This window comes from Holdemanella porci (assembly GCF_009696075.1).
Taxonomy (GTDB): domain Bacteria; phylum Bacillota_I; class Bacilli_A; order Erysipelotrichales; family Erysipelotrichaceae; genus Holdemanella; species Holdemanella porci.
This window is the reverse complement of sequence record NZ_VUMR01000010.1, coordinates 1-16,180: the sequence shown is the minus strand read 5'-3', so window position 1 is coordinate 16,180 and position 16,180 is coordinate 1. Positions and strand designations below refer to the sequence as shown.

General features: G+C 33.2%; 16 protein-coding genes and 2 tRNA genes. 13 read left to right on the top strand and 5 right to left on the bottom strand.

The annotated features are described in order from the left end of the window. Nucleotides 1-3 precede the first annotated feature (3 nt). The 3 genes from FYJ55_RS03255 to FYJ55_RS03245 all read right to left on the bottom strand — a co-directional run bounded on the left by FYJ55_RS03255 (nt 4) and on the right by FYJ55_RS03245 (nt 2,835). Entirely contained in the window at nt 4-984 is a 981-nt protein-coding gene (locus FYJ55_RS03255) for a homoserine O-succinyltransferase (protein WP_154555615.1), read from the bottom strand. A 79-nt stretch (nt 985-1,063) separates the two neighbouring features. After that, a complete protein-coding gene (locus FYJ55_RS03250; protein WP_154555614.1) occupies nt 1,064-2,341 on the bottom strand; it encodes an O-acetylhomoserine aminocarboxypropyltransferase/cysteine synthase family protein in 1,278 nt (425 codons plus the stop codon). Between the two features lie 65 nt (nt 2,342-2,406). Beyond that, on the bottom strand, nt 2,407-2,835 hold the full coding sequence (locus tag FYJ55_RS03245; RefSeq protein WP_118114638.1) for an RrF2 family transcriptional regulator: 429 nt from the start codon (nt 2,833-2,835) through the stop codon (nt 2,407-2,409). A 68-nt stretch (nt 2,836-2,903) separates the two neighbouring features. Between FYJ55_RS03245 and FYJ55_RS03240 the strand changes: the two genes are divergently transcribed. Beyond that, entirely contained in the window at nt 2,904-3,692 is a 789-nt protein-coding gene (locus FYJ55_RS03240) for an HAD family hydrolase (protein WP_154555613.1), read from the top strand. On the opposite strand, the gene FYJ55_RS03235 is transcribed toward FYJ55_RS03240, so the two are convergent. Next, a complete protein-coding gene (locus FYJ55_RS03235; RefSeq protein ID WP_154555612.1) occupies nt 3,670-4,191 on the bottom strand; it encodes an HdeD family acid-resistance protein in 522 nt (173 codons plus the stop codon). The genes FYJ55_RS03240 and FYJ55_RS03235 overlap by 23 nt on opposite strands. A gap of 56 nt (nt 4,192-4,247) precedes the next feature. On the opposite strand from FYJ55_RS03235, the gene FYJ55_RS03230 reads away from it, so the two are divergent. Continuing rightward, on the top strand, nt 4,248-4,799 hold the full coding sequence (locus tag FYJ55_RS03230) for a DJ-1/PfpI family protein (RefSeq protein WP_154555611.1): 552 nt from the start codon (nt 4,248-4,250) through the stop codon (nt 4,797-4,799). Between the two features lie 35 nt (nt 4,800-4,834). Here FYJ55_RS03230 and uraA read toward each other — a convergent pair whose 3' ends face one another. Further along, a complete protein-coding gene (gene uraA / locus FYJ55_RS03225) occupies nt 4,835-6,088 on the bottom strand; it encodes a uracil permease (protein ID WP_154555610.1) in 1,254 nt (417 codons plus the stop codon). A 91-nt stretch (nt 6,089-6,179) separates the two neighbouring features. On the opposite strand from uraA, the gene FYJ55_RS03220 reads away from it, so the two are divergent. The 11 genes from FYJ55_RS03220 to FYJ55_RS03170 all read left to right on the top strand — a co-directional run bounded on the left by FYJ55_RS03220 (nt 6,180) and on the right by FYJ55_RS03170 (nt 16,056). Then, a tRNA-Arg gene (locus FYJ55_RS03220) sits at nt 6,180-6,256 on the top strand. A gap of 12 nt (nt 6,257-6,268) precedes the next feature. Beyond that, nucleotides 6,269-6,895, top strand: coding sequence for an HAD family hydrolase (locus FYJ55_RS03215; RefSeq protein ID WP_154555609.1), 627 nt, complete (start codon nt 6,269-6,271; stop codon nt 6,893-6,895). Nucleotides 6,896-7,163: 268 nt separating this feature from the next. Continuing rightward, nucleotides 7,164-7,240, top strand: a tRNA-Arg gene (locus FYJ55_RS03210). 316 nt (nt 7,241-7,556) lie between these two features. Then, nucleotides 7,557-8,375, top strand: coding sequence for a ParA family protein (locus tag FYJ55_RS03205; protein WP_154555608.1), 819 nt, complete (start codon nt 7,557-7,559; stop codon nt 8,373-8,375). A gap of 12 nt (nt 8,376-8,387) precedes the next feature. Continuing rightward, complete coding sequence (locus FYJ55_RS03200; protein WP_118325444.1) at nt 8,388-8,693, top strand: single-stranded DNA-binding protein; 306 nt, start codon at nt 8,388-8,390, stop codon at nt 8,691-8,693. Further along, entirely contained in the window at nt 8,686-8,895 is a 210-nt protein-coding gene (locus FYJ55_RS03195; protein WP_154555607.1) for a Lar family restriction alleviation protein, read from the top strand. The genes FYJ55_RS03200 and FYJ55_RS03195 overlap by 8 nt, the downstream gene beginning before the upstream one ends. 6 nt (nt 8,896-8,901) lie before the next feature. Beyond that, on the top strand, nt 8,902-9,891 hold the full coding sequence (locus tag FYJ55_RS03190; protein WP_326831834.1) for a ParB/RepB/Spo0J family partition protein: 990 nt from the start codon (nt 8,902-8,904) through the stop codon (nt 9,889-9,891). Nucleotides 9,892-10,151: 260 nt separating this feature from the next. Further along, a complete protein-coding gene (locus FYJ55_RS03185) occupies nt 10,152-10,835 on the top strand; it encodes a hypothetical protein (protein WP_154555605.1) in 684 nt (227 codons plus the stop codon). Nucleotides 10,836-10,924: 89 nt separating this feature from the next. Then, nucleotides 10,925-13,942 carry a SpaA isopeptide-forming pilin-related protein gene (locus FYJ55_RS03180; RefSeq protein WP_154555604.1) on the top strand — a complete coding sequence of 1,006 codons (3,018 nt, stop codon included), beginning with the start codon at nt 10,925-10,927 and terminating at the stop codon, nt 13,940-13,942. A gap of 5 nt (nt 13,943-13,947) precedes the next feature. Next, a complete protein-coding gene (locus FYJ55_RS03175; protein WP_154555603.1) occupies nt 13,948-14,697 on the top strand; it encodes a class B sortase in 750 nt (249 codons plus the stop codon). Between the two features lie 69 nt (nt 14,698-14,766). Beyond that, the gene (locus FYJ55_RS03170; protein WP_154555602.1) at nt 14,767-16,056 is read left to right on the top strand and encodes an EVE domain-containing protein; all 1,290 of its coding nucleotides are present in this window, start codon (nt 14,767-14,769) and stop codon (nt 16,054-16,056) included. Nucleotides 16,057-16,180 lie beyond the last annotated feature (124 nt).

Here is a 16,180-nt window from a genome sequence, read left to right as displayed (position 1 = left end):
AAATTACTTCGTAAAAGTCTTGGCATAGCCATGATCTTCTCTAGAACCCGTACCAATGGGTTCTTTTATTTTTCCAATTTCTTCAATTTCAAATGGTGTTAATTGATATACATAGTTTAGCCAGTTTCGATATAGAAGATTGGCATGGCTTCTCCATTTTAAAATAGGTTCTTTTTCTGGATCATCATCGGGAAAATAGTTAAATGGAATATGGATGGGTTTATTGGCTTTTAAATCCCTAAAATACTCATCTTTTAATGTTTCTTTTCCATATTCAAAATGACCTAAAATAAATATTTGACGATAGTCCTTTGTGACAATGATGTTTGAACCAATTTCATCATTTTTAGATAGAATAGATAAGCATTTCACTTTTTTGACGGCTTCTTCATCAATTGCCGTATGTCTTGAATGCGGCGTGTAGTGGATTTCATCGAAGCCATTCGTTAAAAAGTCATATTCATCGACTAATTGTTCTGGAAAGATGCCAAATACTTTTTCTGGCAAGATATGTTTTTGAATTCCATAATGATAATACAGTCCAGCTTGGGCTCCCCAACAAATATGTAGTGTGGAATATACATGAGTTTTAGACCATTCCATGATTTCTTCAAGTTCACTCCAATAATCCACATCTTCATATTCTAGATGTTCAACAGGAGCTCCTGTAATGATCATTCCATCGTAATAATTATTTTTTAATTTTTCAAAATATGTATAGAATTTAACTAAATGATCCTGACTTGTATTTTTAGAAACATGGTTTTTTACCATCATAAAATCAATATCAACTTGTAGTGCACTTTTAGAAATTAATCGTAAGATTTGTGTTTCTGTTTCTATTTTTTTGGGCATTAGATTGAGAATCACAATCTTTAATGGTCGAATTCTTTGTCTATGTGCACTTTTATCTTCAATCGCAAAGATTTTTTCACTTTCTAATATGTCTTTTGCGGGCAATGCATCAGGTATGTTGATTGGCATAAATAAACAACTCCTTTTTTGTATACACTTTATTATACGCGAAAAAAAACAGAATGGAAATTTTCCATTCTGTAAAAGACTATGCTTTCATGGCATCTAGTGCTTGTTGTAAATCGTCGATGATGTCTTGTGCATCTTCAAGACCGACAGAGAAACGAATTAAATCTGGAGCCACACCAGCTTCTTTTAATTGCTCTTCACTCATTTGACGGTGCGTGTGACTTGCTGGGTGTAACAGACAAGTTTTTGCGTCGGCAACATGGGTTACAATAGAAGCTAATTTTAGGCTATCCATGAATTTTTCAGTTTGATCACGATCGGCTTTCAATCCAAATGACAATACACCACAAGTTCCATTCGGACAATATTTTTTAGCTAATTCATGATGAGGGTCACTTTCAAGATCTGCATATTTTACCCATGCAACATCTTCATTGGCTTCTAAGTATTTAGCTACGGCTAGTGCATTTGCACAATGTGCCTTCATACGAACAGCTAATGATTCTAGTCCTAAGTTTAGATAATATGCATTTTGAGGTGCTTGGATTGATCCTAAATCACGCATCAATTGACTTGTAGCTTTTGTGATATAAGCTAGCTTACCGAATTTTTCAGCATATACAATACCATGGTAGGATTCATCTGGTGTAGTTAGTCCTGGGTATTTATCGGCGTGTTCTAACCAGTTGAAATTACCGCTATCTACAATGGCCCCACCTACACAAGATGCATGTCCATCCATGTATTTTGTGGTAGAATGAGTAACAATATCAGCTCCCCATTGGATTGGTTGACACATAATTGGTGTAGCGAATGTGTTGTCAATAATTAATGGAACTCCATTTGCGTGTGCGACTTTCGCAAATTTTTCAATATCGAAAATACGTACTGTTGGATTTGTGATTGTTTCTCCAAAGACACATTTTGTGTTTGGCTTGAATTCTTTTTGAAGATCTTCTGCACTGATTTCAGGATCTACAAATGTACAATCGATACCCATTTTCTTCATTGTCACACCAAATAGGTTGTATGTTCCACCATAGATGGCACTAGAAGCAATTAAGTGATCTCCTGCTTCACAAATATTGAATACCGCAAAGAAGTTTGCAGCTTGTCCACTTGATGTCAACATAGCAGCAATACCACCTTCTAAAGCAGCAATCTTACTTGCGACAATATCGTTTGTTGGGTTTTGAAGGCGTGAATAGAAATATCCACTGTCTTCTAAATCGAATAATCTTCCCATTTGAAGACTTGAATCATATTTAAAAGTAGTACTTTGATAAATTGGAACTTCTCTTGGCTCACCATTTTTTGGCTCATAGCCAGCATGTAAACATTTTGTTTCAGTTTTCATAATAAATTAACCTCATTTCCTATCCATTATTGTAATATTATCTTTAAAAAAAGTAAAAGAAAAGCTTAGATTATATAATCAAAGCTTTGTTCACGATTTAAAATGTCTTGTAGTGAAATTCCTTTTAAATAGGTTTCAATCACTTGATTTAATCCTTCATAAATATAAAGTGTAGTACAATCTTCTTTTCTTGGACATGTATTTACATCCGAATCTAGGCAGGCAACACAGGATAAATTTCCTTCAGTTGCGACTAATACGTCATATACAAGGATTTGGTCTGGATTTTTTGCGAGCTTATATCCCCCTTGAAAACCACGGTTGGATTGGACCATTCCACTTTTTGTAAGAATTGGAACGATTTGTTCTAAATATTTTTTTGAGATGTTTTGTCTGGCGGCAATATCCTTTAGTGTTATAAAGCCTGAATCATTATGTTGAGCTAAATCTATAAGTAGGCGAAGGGCATAGCGACCTTTTGTAGATATTTTCATTTTTATTCCCCTTTTCTTTTTATTATAATAATATATATTTAGTAGGTTTTCTAGCAAAGAGGTAAAAAATGGTTAAAATTGTCGTTTTTGATTTAGATGGAACTTTGTATGATAAGCATAAACATATTGATAAAGATACAGTTCATAAAATAATTGAACTTGAACAAAAGGGTATTGTAGTTGGGATTGTGACTGGAAGATTTTATGAAGAGTTGGGTGAAGTTATTAAAATATTGAAATTACGAGAATACAATGGTTTTGTGGCAAGTTCAAATGGTTTAGAAATACATGACTTTTCAGATGGAGAGATGAAGAGTTTTACTCGTTTATCCAAGGATGAAGTAAAAGGTATAGTAAAAGAAGCTAAGAAGCATCATTTAATTTGTTATGTTTGGCAAAATGGTGGATATACGATGTTTGGTGTTTCTGTTATGAATATTATTAAGAAAATATTTTCAATTATTCCTCTGGATTCACATTATATAAAATCATTACAAAAAGCGAAATTTGAAAGGGATATTGTATTAAATGAAGCATTGTATGACAAAGTTTGTTTTGCGGGGATTACAATCCCAAACTTTAAAACATCAGTTTTAAGACACCATCCACAATATCGATTTTATGATGTGGGTAAGCTTGCAGCCATTCGATATATATGTAGGAAGAAGGGTGTATCAATCTCTAGTGTAATGGCATTTGGGGATAATGGAAATGATGTGGAATTACTTGCATCTTGTGGATATGGTGTTGCGATGAAAAATGGGAGTGCACAGGCAAAAAAAGCCGCTAAATATATTAGCGACTATACAAATAATGAGCAGGGTGTGCTTCGATTTATAAATTCGTTTTTTGGATGAAATATTGATTCAAAAAGATAAGAATTCCATTTAGTACAAGGAAGGATCCGGTTAAAGAGAAAATAAAGTTTAAGGATTGAACGGGTTTCATAAGTAATACAATTCCGACAACTAAGATAAAGATAGCTCCGGCAAGATTGACTTTCCATTGTTCAAAGCCATTGTCTTTTAAGAGTAATACTTTTTGAAAATGGGATAGGGAATTAATAATCAATAGAATTCCTACAAGTATAGGTACAATACTAATGAATTTTCTTGGATCAAAACTCATATATAGGCCTACAGACAATAGGAATATGCCTAATACAAGAGTTGTTAGTGTTGTACTATTTCTTTTCTTGAAATATGTATATAGAAATAGAATCGCAATGACTAAAAAGATACATCCAATAACTCGCGTAATTGTTGTTAATATGGAGACGTTAAATATGCATAAGACTAAGCCAGATAAAATGCATAGAATTGCCGATGAGATGGCTTCTGTTTTTGTTTCTTTCATATAATCACAACCTTTCACAATTATTATACTCTGTTGTATACTTATTTTAAGAGGTGATGAACGTGAAAGTTGCAGTTTTGTTAGAAAATGGATTTGAAGAATTAGAAGCTATGGGTCCAATTGCCCTACTTAGACGTGGTGGACTTGATGTGGATATGATTGGTGTCAACAATGAGGAACAGGTTACAGGTCGTTTTGGCGTAACCTATTCGAGTGTGTTTCCAATGAACACATATGACTTTAGCGATGTGGATTGTTTAGTTTTACCTGGTGGTCCACATTATCAAAAGCTAGAAAAGAATGAAGAAGTATTAAAATTAGCTCATGAGTTTGCTGAAAATAAAGTATTGGCAGCTATTTGTGCTTCTCCAACAATCTTAGGTCATGAGGGTATCTTAAAAGGTAAGAAATATACTTGTTTTAAAGATATGGATGAAGATTTTGGTGGAGAATATCAATATGCTTATGCCGTTACAGACGGAAACATCATTACGGGTGTAAGTGCGGCAGCAAGTATTGAGTTTGCGTTTGCGATTCTAGAAAAGCTTTGTGGTAAAGAACATACAGAAAAAGTAAAAGCATCGATTTATTATGATGCAAAGCACTAAAAAAATTGTCATCGTGAATGATGACAATTTTTAGTTTATTCTTCTTCATTTAATAAATGGAATTTTTCAAAGATATAGAATAGTAAGGACATGATCATTCCTGTGATACAAGCAAGTACCATTCCTGATAAAGAAATATTTCCTAAGTGAATTGTTACTCCGCTAAGTCCAACAACGAACACAACGGATGTTAAAATCATGTTTACGCTTTTTCCATAATCAACTTTTTGATCGACTAGAATTCTTAATCCACTTGTACCAATCATACCGTATAGTAAGAAACTGATTCCACCGATAACTGGATTTGGAATTGTTTGAATCAATGCAGATAATGGACCAATGAATGAACAGATGATGGATAGGATGGCAGCTCCAGCAATAACTTGTACGCTGTATACGCCAGTAATCGCCATAACTCCAATGTTTTCTCCGTAAGTTGTAGTTGGAACAGATCCAATTAAACCTGAAATCATTGTTGAGAAGTTATCTGCAAATAAAGAGCGGTGTAGTCCTGGATCTTCGATTAAGTTTCTTCCTACAACTTCTCCTGTAACGATTTGGTGACCAATGTGTTCCGATGCGATAACTAATAATACGGGAAGCATCATTAGAATGGCATCTATACTGAATTTTGGTGCTTGGAAGTTTGGAATTGAGATAAAGCTTGCTTCTAATACTGGAGTAAAGTCTACAATGCCTACGGCAACAGCAGTTAAATATCCTGTAACTACGGCAATTAAGATTGGAATGACGCTTAAGAATTTTTTGAAGCATACACTTCCAATTACGGCCATACCAAGTGTAACCGCAAAAACAATCACGTTTTTAGGGTCAATGTTATCTCCTAGAATTCCAGCTGTATTTGCAGCCGACGAAGATAATTCTAGACCAATTAATGCAACAACGGGTCCCATTGCGGCAGATGGTAGTACGATATCAATCCATTTTGTTCCAAATTTCTTGATAATCATTGCCAATAAACATCCGCAAAAACCAACCGCAACAAATCCACCACATGCGTATGGATATCCAAATTTTGCGATAATGATATTTGCGGGAGCAATGAAGGCGAAGCTACTTCCTAAATAGGCTGGTGCTTTTCCTTTTGTGATAAAAATAAACAACAATGTTCCAATACCATTCATGAATAGTACGATAGCTGGGTTAATACCGAATAAGAATGGTACTAATACACTGGCTCCAAACATTGCGAACATGTGTTGAATACTTAATGGTACCAGCAGATTTGCAGGTACTTTTTCTTCAACTTGAATAATTCGTTTTGCCATGAAAAATATTCTCCTCCTAAAATATACATTCACTTTTATACCACATTTTAATGGATTATGAAACTAATTTAGGCTATAATTATCAAGTAATGCGCCTGTAGCTCAACTGGATAGAGTATCAGATTCCGATTCTGGCGGTTGCAGGTTCGAGCCCTGTCAGGCGCGCCATTTAGGTGAAACATGGAAACAATACTTTTTGATTTAGATGATACATTAATTGAATCGATGCACGTATGGGAAGATGCCGTCATTCATTTATTTAAAAAGATGGATTTGGATATGAGTATGGAAGAGGCTCGTCAAATCTTTTTTACGATGAAATTTTCAGAGGTTTTAACATACATCAAAGAAAGATTTCATACTAAACAAGATGAGGCTTGGATGTTCAATGAAGTACATGAAGATATTTTAAATCAATATGCGTATCATATTGAGGCAAAGAAGGGTGCTTTGGACTATATAAAGAAGTGTGCTTCAGAAAAGAAAAAAATGGTTGTATTAACATCAAACACAAGAGTATTATCCGAAAAAGTATTAGATCGACTTGGTATGTTGAAATATATGGAGAATGTATATTCAGCAGATGAATTAAAGATGTCAAAAAGAGAAGTGGACATTTATGAGTATGTATTGAAGGATTTAAATACAACTGCAGAAAGTGCGATTGTATTTGAGGATTCGATGTATGCGATTAATACAGCTCGATCATTAAATATTGAGTGTATTGGTTTAGTAAATTCAAATAATCAGAAGGTGTTTGAAAAAAACCATGTAAAAACAATCGTTGATTTTACAGAATTGTGTTAAAATCATAATATGTCCCAGTAGCTCAGTTGGGTAGAGCATTCGCCTCCTAAAAGTTAAAAGTGAATGGGCAAAAAATGTAAAAATTGAATAGAAAATATGCCTCCGTAGCTCAGTGGATAGAGCGGCGGTTTCCTAAGAGTTATGAGTGAGTGGCCAAAAAGTGATAAAATTAAATAAGAAATGTCCTCGTAGCACAGCTGGAGAATGCAATCGCCTCCTAAGAGTTAGGAGTGAGTGGCCAAAAAAAGTAAAAATTGAATCGAGAATTGTCTCTGTAGCTCAGTTGGATAGAGCATTCGCCTCCTAAGCGAAAGGTCGTAAGTTCAAATCTTATCAGGGACACCATATAGCTCATAAATAAAGGCTTTTTAGCACTTTATGACCATATGAAAATTGCGATAGAATCTGTTGATTTTATCGCTTTTTTCTTATCAGAAATTGGATGAATTTTACTGATTTTCCAGCTAATAGAAATTGGCGTGATTCGAACATTTTGACTACTTCCAGCTAATAAAAATAGGTTATCAGCTAATATTCATCTTTTAAGAACACTTGATGAGTGGTCAAACATAAGAGTATTAGAAGCATAAAACAAGACAATATGAGCAAACTCCTTTTACATAGCCAGGTAAATCTGGCATATGAGAAAGGAGTTTTTATTATGCCAAAATGTAAAGTAATCGCAGTCACAAATCAAAAAGGTGGTGTAGGCAAAACTACAACTACAGAGAATGTGGCAATTGGTTTAGCTCGTAATGGATGCAATGTATTGATTGTGGATTTTGATCCTCAGGGCGATCTTACAAGCTGTCTTGGATGGAAAAACAATGATTCATTGGAACACTCTGTTTCATCTATGCTTGATGATTATATCAATGACAATGATATTAATTATGAATCGTTAATCTTACATCATGAAGAACATGTGGATTTAATTCCGGCAAATATTGAATTAGCTGATTTTGAAATGCGTCTAGTGAGTGTAATCAACAGAGAACAGACTTTAAGTAATTGTATTGAGCCATTGAGAAATCAATATGACTACATCTTTATTGATTGTCCACCATCTTTAGGAATGTTGACCGTTAATGCTTTATCTGCTGCTGATGAAGTACTGATACCAGTACAGACGCAGTATCTTCCTGCAAAAGGAATGACTAAGTTATTACAGACGGTAGGAAAAGTTCAACGTAAGATTAATAGTAATCTAAAAATCACCGGTATTGTGATGACGCTTGCGGATTTAAATACAAATCTAACAAAGAGTACAATCGAAACGATTCGAGAAAGTTTCGGAAAGAATATTCGTGTGTTTGATACAATCATTCCAAAAGCAACGAAAGCGAGTGAAGCAAGTATTTCCGGTAAGAGTATCTATGCGTATGCCAAAGATTCCAAAGTAGCTTTAGCTTATGAAAAGCTTACAAAAGAATTGATCAACAATCAAAAAGTAAAGCACAAAGAAGAATTAAATAGATAGGAGAAAAACAAAATGACAAACAATTATGTTTTATTGAATGGAAAACTCTCAAGAGATATTGAAGTATCTAAGAATGATAAGGGAAATTCTTTTGTGAAGTTTTGTTTAATCTGTACAAGAGATGGGATTAATTCGTATTCGGATTATATTAACTGCATCGCATTTGGAGAAATTGCGAATGCCATCTGTAGAAAAGGTGAAAAGGATACAGCTTATCATATTGAGGGAAATATCCGAACAAACTCATATGAGAAAAATGGTAAAAAGAATTATTCTACGAATGTGGTTGTAGAATCTTTTAGATTGCTAGATGCCTAGAATCAAACGATGTCCATTTTGTCATTCAACTGCTCATTTAGTAATTGATTGGAACAGTAAAAAAATCAATGGCTATTATGGCCAGTATGTTATTTGTACGTTATGCTTTAAAAGAACGAAAACTGAGCCAACATCAGATCAAGCGATTGAAGAATGGAATCATCATGTATTAAAAAAGAATATACAACTCACTCTATTTTAAAAGGAGGTGGCATGCTTGCCAAAATTAGACTTAGGATTGCCTAGCTATGACTCCTTATTTTCTACAGAAGAAGAAAGACAGGAGGCCAATACCGAAAAGGTAATGGCAATCCCAATTAATAAAATTAAAGATTTTGAAGGACATCCATTCCATGTAACTATGGATGAAGATATGGCGAAGCTTATTGATTCTATAAAAGAAAACGATATGTTGATGCCTGCACTTGTACGACCAAAACCAGATGGAACTTATGAAATGATTTCTGGTCACAGGCGGAAATTCGCTATGTCACAGCTAGGAAGAACCGAAATGAATGTTATCATACGAGAATTGGACGATGATCAGGCAACGATTCTGATGGTAGATTCAAATATTCAGCGTGAAAACATTTATCCTAGTGAAAGAGGTTATGCCTATAAGATGCGCTTAGAAGCTATGAAACATCAAGGTAAAAAAGTAGATATTAATGTTGATGATGTTCATGTTGAATATTCAAAATCTACTTCTACTCAAGTTGAGCAGAAGTCTAAGAATAAATATTCGGTTGAACTGTTAGGAGAACAACTAGGCCTTGATAGGAATCAGATTAGGCGATTTATTCGGTTAACCTATCTTATTGAACCATTGCAGGAAATGGTGGATGGACGAAATGAAAATGAGATTAAAATTGCATTTAACCCAGCTGTTGAATTGTCATATTTAACAGAGTCAGAACAATTTGATTTGGTAAATGCAATCATTGAAAATCAAAGGACTCCATCGTTAGCTCAATGTCAGGAATTCAAGCGATTAAGTCATGATGGTGAGTTAACTGCAGACTTTATAGAAGATACGCTTTCTGAGGAAAAACCAAACCAAAGAGAGAAACTATCTTTTCAAATGAAGGAAATTGATAAATATTTTCCCAAGGACTACACACCAGGCAAGAAGAAGGATTTGATGATCCACTTGCTGGAAAACTGGGCGAAGAAAAGATCACGAGAACAAGAGCGATAATTGGATGTAGAAATTGCCTTGTTCGTACTTGTGATTGTTCCAAACTGTTGGAGGGGCAGTTTGTCTTTGCGTGGTGAGGTGTGACTTTTACCTCCCCTAAAACCCCTCCTACCTACCGAAAGAATCTTATTACCTACCGAAAAAGAAAAAATGTTTGTTATATAGATAGAATTAATATTTGTATGTTGGTAAATAGAATTTATATTGGGTATTTTTAAATAAAGAGATGTTATTAAGAAGTATAAACGGAGGTAAACCAAATGAAGAAGTTAATTATTTCAGTGATTAGTACTGTGATGATGATTGGAGCAGGAGTAGCATTTAGATCAAATCAAGATGTTTCTGCTCCTACTGTGGAAAAGTCTTCTAAGGAAACAACGAGTGTTGAAAAGAAAAAATCAAAAGTTAGTAAACATGAAGATGTTGACAAAGAGGAATCAAAAACAAATGAAATTCAGGTTAAGGAAGAAAACACAGCCAATAAAAGTGATTCAAAAAAAGAGAGCGTTTCTTCTGACACAAAAAAACAAGATACTCAAAGTAATGATGCCTCAAAGAGTAATGTGAAATCTGATACAAAAGTAAATGATTCTGGTAATAACAATTCTTCTACTACGAATGATTCAGTACAACAAACCACCTCAAAAGAGGAAACTGTTGTTGAACCAGCACCTGCACCAGAAACAGTGCAACCAAGTTATGCATGTCAAGGAGGAGTTAATCAAAATGTTTCCTGTGATGTGATCCTAGATAGTAACTTCTATTATGCAACGTATGGTTCTATGTCTGAAGCAGAGTCGGCAGGTGAGTACTATATGAATGATGTGATGTATATTGGAAATGCTGAAATAACAAATTATTCGGTGCAGCCTGTGTATCGAAATGATCATGGTATTGCCTATTACGGACTGAACCTTTGGAGCAATGGAAGTTTGATTCAGTAAGGATGTGATAAATGACAATTGAATAAATACTTTGGCGAGAGAAATCTCGTCTTTTTTGTTGCAACAACCTAAAGGAAAGGAAAAAGAATATGAAAAACATATTGAAGAAAGGTAGTAAATTCTTTCTAACAGCATTAGTTATTCTCAATTCGTTGATGAATACTTTACCGGTACATGCTGAAGAAACGACTACAGATGAAAATGATTTAGATACGATTGTAGAACTTGGAAATGCAGAAGATGTATTTCCTGATTTGATGCCTCAGTCTGATGGAATCTCATTAACGGATACAACAGGAACAGGCAGTATTTATGCAATGATCCATATTGCCAATCAGTATGGATTTGATTATGTACAGCAATTGTATGTTGGGGATAAGACAGTATTCTGTATTGAGCCTATGCAGCTTTTTACAGAAGGCTTGGATTATCATCAGGATACTGCAAAATGGGATGAATTATCTGAACAAACGCGTCAGAATATCTGGGAAATCAATTATTATGGATACAGCTATTCTGGTCATCAAACAGAAAAATACTATGTCGCAACTCAGGTTATGATTTGGCAGGCAGTGACTGGAACTTGGTATCAGCCTTACTATACAGATGGAACTACAGTGTATGATATTTCAAATGAGGTTGCAGTCATCAACAATTTACGTACTCAGCCTCAAGGTAGACCTTCATTCAATAACCAAACAATCAAGATGGGATTAAATACACCGGTGACATTAACGGATACGAAGGGTACTTTAGCAAACTATTCAATCACAAGCTCAAATGGAATTCGTGCTTCTGTAAATGGAAACAATCTTACAGTAGCTATCACATCTGAAAATTATGATAAGAGTATTACTTTTTCACGTAATTTTACAGCACGAGATGTAAATGTTATCTATGGATCAGGTGGATATCAAAGAGTTATTTATTTAGCCTCAAGGCGAGATCCTTCTCCAAACTTCAAATTAAATTTTGATTTGATGTATGCAGATATTGAAGTTGAAAAACAGGATTCTCAAACAGGTACTAAGACTCAAGGAGATGCTACTTTCAATGGAGCTACATTTGCGATTAAAGATACAAGTGGAAATGTACTTGAAACCATCACAACAAATGGATCAAAGGCAAAATCAAAAAAATATCCAGTGGGAACAACTTTGAATGTATGTGAGGTTACTTCTCCTGAAGGATATTTAACTAACAGTTCTTGTAATAAAGTAGAACTTAAATATTCAGGTGATAACACACCTAGTACATTCTATACAACAGTTAAAGATCAGGTTATTAAGGGTCGCATTGAGATTGCGAAAACAATTGATAAGGAGAAGTATGGATTATTCCAAAGTAATGTTCAAAAGCCTGGTGAAGGATTTAAATTTGATATTATTTTAAAATCGACAGGTAAAGTCGTATCAACATTGACTACGGATGAAGATGGTCGAGCTATTAGTGATTATCTTCCATATGGAACTTATATTGTTAAAGAACACGAAACAAAAGGTTATGATACTTTGGATCCTTTTGAAGTAAAGATTGATCAAAATGAAAAGACATATTTCTATAACATCTATAATGATACAATCAAAGCCGAATTAACAATCTATAAAACGGACAGTGAAACTGGAAAACGTATTCCGGCAGCCGGAGTCGAATTTAAAATTAAAGATGCAGATGGTAATTATGTAACACAGGAAGTAACGTATCCTAAAAAAGAAACTACAGATGTATTTAAAACGGATGAAGATGGTTCTGTACATTTACCTTCTTCATTAAAGTATGGTGAATATAAATTAGTGGAGATCAAAGCACCACATGGCTATGTATTAAAAGATACAGAGATTCCAATCAATGTGGATGGTTCTAGTACAGAAATCTTTATGAATTTTGACAATAAAACACAAAAAGGCCAGGTCTATGTGGAAAAGACAGGTGAGATGTTGTCAGGAGCAAAAGAATCTGAAACAGATTATGGAACTTTGTATACTCCAGAATACAAAGAAAAATATTTATCAGGTGTTACGTATGAAATTACAGCACGTGAAGATATTGTAACTCCAGAAGGAACTGTGTGGTTTCACAAAGGAGATGTAGTTGATACATTTACAACAGGGGATGGTGTAACAACTTCAGCTTTACTTCAATTAGGTAAATATTCTATTAAAGAAACAGCAACACAAACTGGTTTTGTGTTAGATGGAAACACATATGATTTTGATATTGAATATGCTGGTCAGATGATTGATGTAGTTGAAATCAAACAGTCTTATGTAAATGAAAGACAAAAATTAGATTTGCAGATTACTAAAACATTTGAAGATGAAGATAAAGATGCATATAAAGATGTTGTCTTTGGTGTATATTCTAAAAATGATATTACTTTAAATGATAAAGTAATTATTCCTGCAGATGGATTGGTTGGAACATTAACAATTGATGAAGATGGTAAGAACATTGAACAATTGGATCTTCCAACAGGCGAATACTATGTTAAAGAATTGGAAACAAATGTAGGCTTCAAATTGGATGAAGAAAAGCATGACTTTACTTTCAATTATGATAAAGATACCACTAAGCCTACTGTAACAGTTTCAATGGATCTTTATAATGAAAAGCGCCGTTTAGAATTGGATGTCAATAAAGTGGATAAGGATCATCATGATCATTTCTTGAATGGAGCGATTTTTGAAGTATATGATAAGACAGCAGATGCTTATGTTACTACTTTAGCAAGTGGTCAATTGATGATTACTGGAGAAGAAAAAGATGAAGAGTATGAAATCTCTAAAAAAGAAGATTTCTCTAAAATTATCAAGACAGTAAAAACAGATGAAAACAAACAGATTGTTTTAGATATTGATGATGGAACATATTATTCTAGAAAAGTTGGAGATGACAAGGCAACAAAGCATATTGTAAAAGATGGAAAAGCAGTATTAGCGGATACTATTTATGGACATGAATATGAATTCAAAGAAATTAAAGCACCTACTTCTTATCAGTTAGCTGATAAGTCTAAAGCTTATAAAGTAGAGGCAGATGAGGAAACCGATACAATTATTTATTATTTTGAAAACGCACGTATCGTTGTTCCAAATACAGGGGTATAAATAGTATGAAATATAAAAGAATAAAAATAGCGGCTGCGCTAGTTGTAGTGGGATTGATTGGTGGAGTTATCTACAATCAGGTTACTGCAAAGAAATCTTATGATTATTCGGATTATTATGTAGAAACAAAAACGACTAAAAAAGAATCAAAAAAAGAGAATGAGGAAGCTTCTGAAAAGGAGCTTTCTTTATCTTTGTTGAAACAAACAAATAAAGATGTTGTGGGTATTTTAGAATTTGATGATCGAATTATTTATGAGCCGATTGTACAAGCTCCAAATAATGATTATTATGTTCGTAAAAATATCAACAAAGAATATGCCAATGCTGGGATACCATTTGTATCGGCAGATGGAAATATAGATTCAAAAAATGTTGTAATTTATGGTCATTCTAGTAAATGGGATAACATTATTTTTACTCCTTTAATGAGTTATACAGATAAGAACTATTATAAAAAGCATGATACATTTAAATTTATTACTGAAGATGAAACTAGAACATATCAAATATTTGGAGTAATGAATGTTGATTTAAATAACTTGAATGATTCTTTAGAATTTACACAAACTGAATGGGATTCAACAAATTCATTTAATGCCTTTATATCAGATTCTATTAATAGGGGATTGTATAAAACTGGTGTTTCAGTAAATAAAGATGATCGATTAATGACTTTGGTTACTTGTGATACAAGAGGTAACAATAAGAGAATTGTGATTCTAGCTAAATTGATTAATCCAAATATTTTATAAATTCATGAAATGTTTATGTATTTGTGATATGGTGGAGCTATAAGAATTTCATGTAAAGGGTGTGAAACAATGTTATGGCTTATACCGGCTAATCCTAATATTTATGATATTGAATCTGCATTTAATGATTTAGAATTTATTGATTGGCGAAAAAATGCAAATTATTCTGTGGGGGATTATGTTTATATTTACGTAAGTAGACCTATACAGACAATTGAGTATCTTTGTGAAGTGATAGAAACCTATGTTGATAAGAACAGTTTAATTAATGATAAGAAATACTGGAGAAATCCTGATAATTATGATGAGATAACAAGAAAAGATTATGTTCGATTTAAATTGATTAAACAATTCAATTTTGATAACTTATCAGTTTTTGATATACAAAGAAGAGGAATGGCAGGCAATATTCAAGGGCCACGGAAAATGCTTAGTACTGATAATTCTCTAACTTCATGGGCAAAGTATATTCTAGAAACTACAAATACATTTAATTATTATCAAAATACAAGAGAAGAAAATGATGAAGTTTTAACAGTTCCTATTAATGGGACCCTGGAATTAATAGAAAAATACAATGTTCATGCTCATCCTTTAACACAAGGTTATCCTCAAAAAGCACCTAAATATATTGCTTTTAGAGAAACTGGCGGTGTAATTAATGCTGTTTATCAAGTAGAAGACGTCATAGAAGTCATACCGGATAAATATATCGGAAATGATAATGTGTATAAATATATTCAAGAAAGAAAGAATACATTTAAATTTTCTAAGAAGAATACAGTATATCGATTTTATTTAATCAAACTATTAAGTAAACTAGATTCTTCCTTTGTGTTATCACCTAATCCTCAAGGAGCAAAATATTTATATTTACACGATTTGATTAAAAATAATAAGTATAGCAATTTTTGGAATAGATTTATATCAATTGCATATTCAAATAAAATCTTTTCAAATAATTTTAAAAAGTCTAATATGATTAATAGGTCGTATTATGATTTGAGATGGGAAGATAATGAAATGCATTTAGCAATCCGAAATAGTTCAACTAAATGCTTAGAAGTATATATACAAGAGAGTGTTGAATTGTACCATTTTTTCAATGAAAATTTTGAAAAATTAAAAAAGGGTACAAATGGAATTTGGACTATTCCAACTAAAACAATAGAAAACGAAACTAAACATAAAAAATTTGTTTTGTCATATGATTCAGAAAACTACAGTGATGATCTATATATAACTTGGATTATTCAAGAAGCATTGCAGTTGAAAGAAAATATTGTTTTGATGCTAAAAAAGAGAAATAGATTTATAGTTCAAAGAAACGAAGAAGAAGATACAAAAATTAAAGTTTGATGCTAGTATATTTATAGGACAGGTAAAACATCTCGAATTTGATTTGATAAGGAACCAATCACATTAAAAATAGAATGAGATATTGAACATGACTGTCCTGGATATTGTAGATTCTTGTGCATAT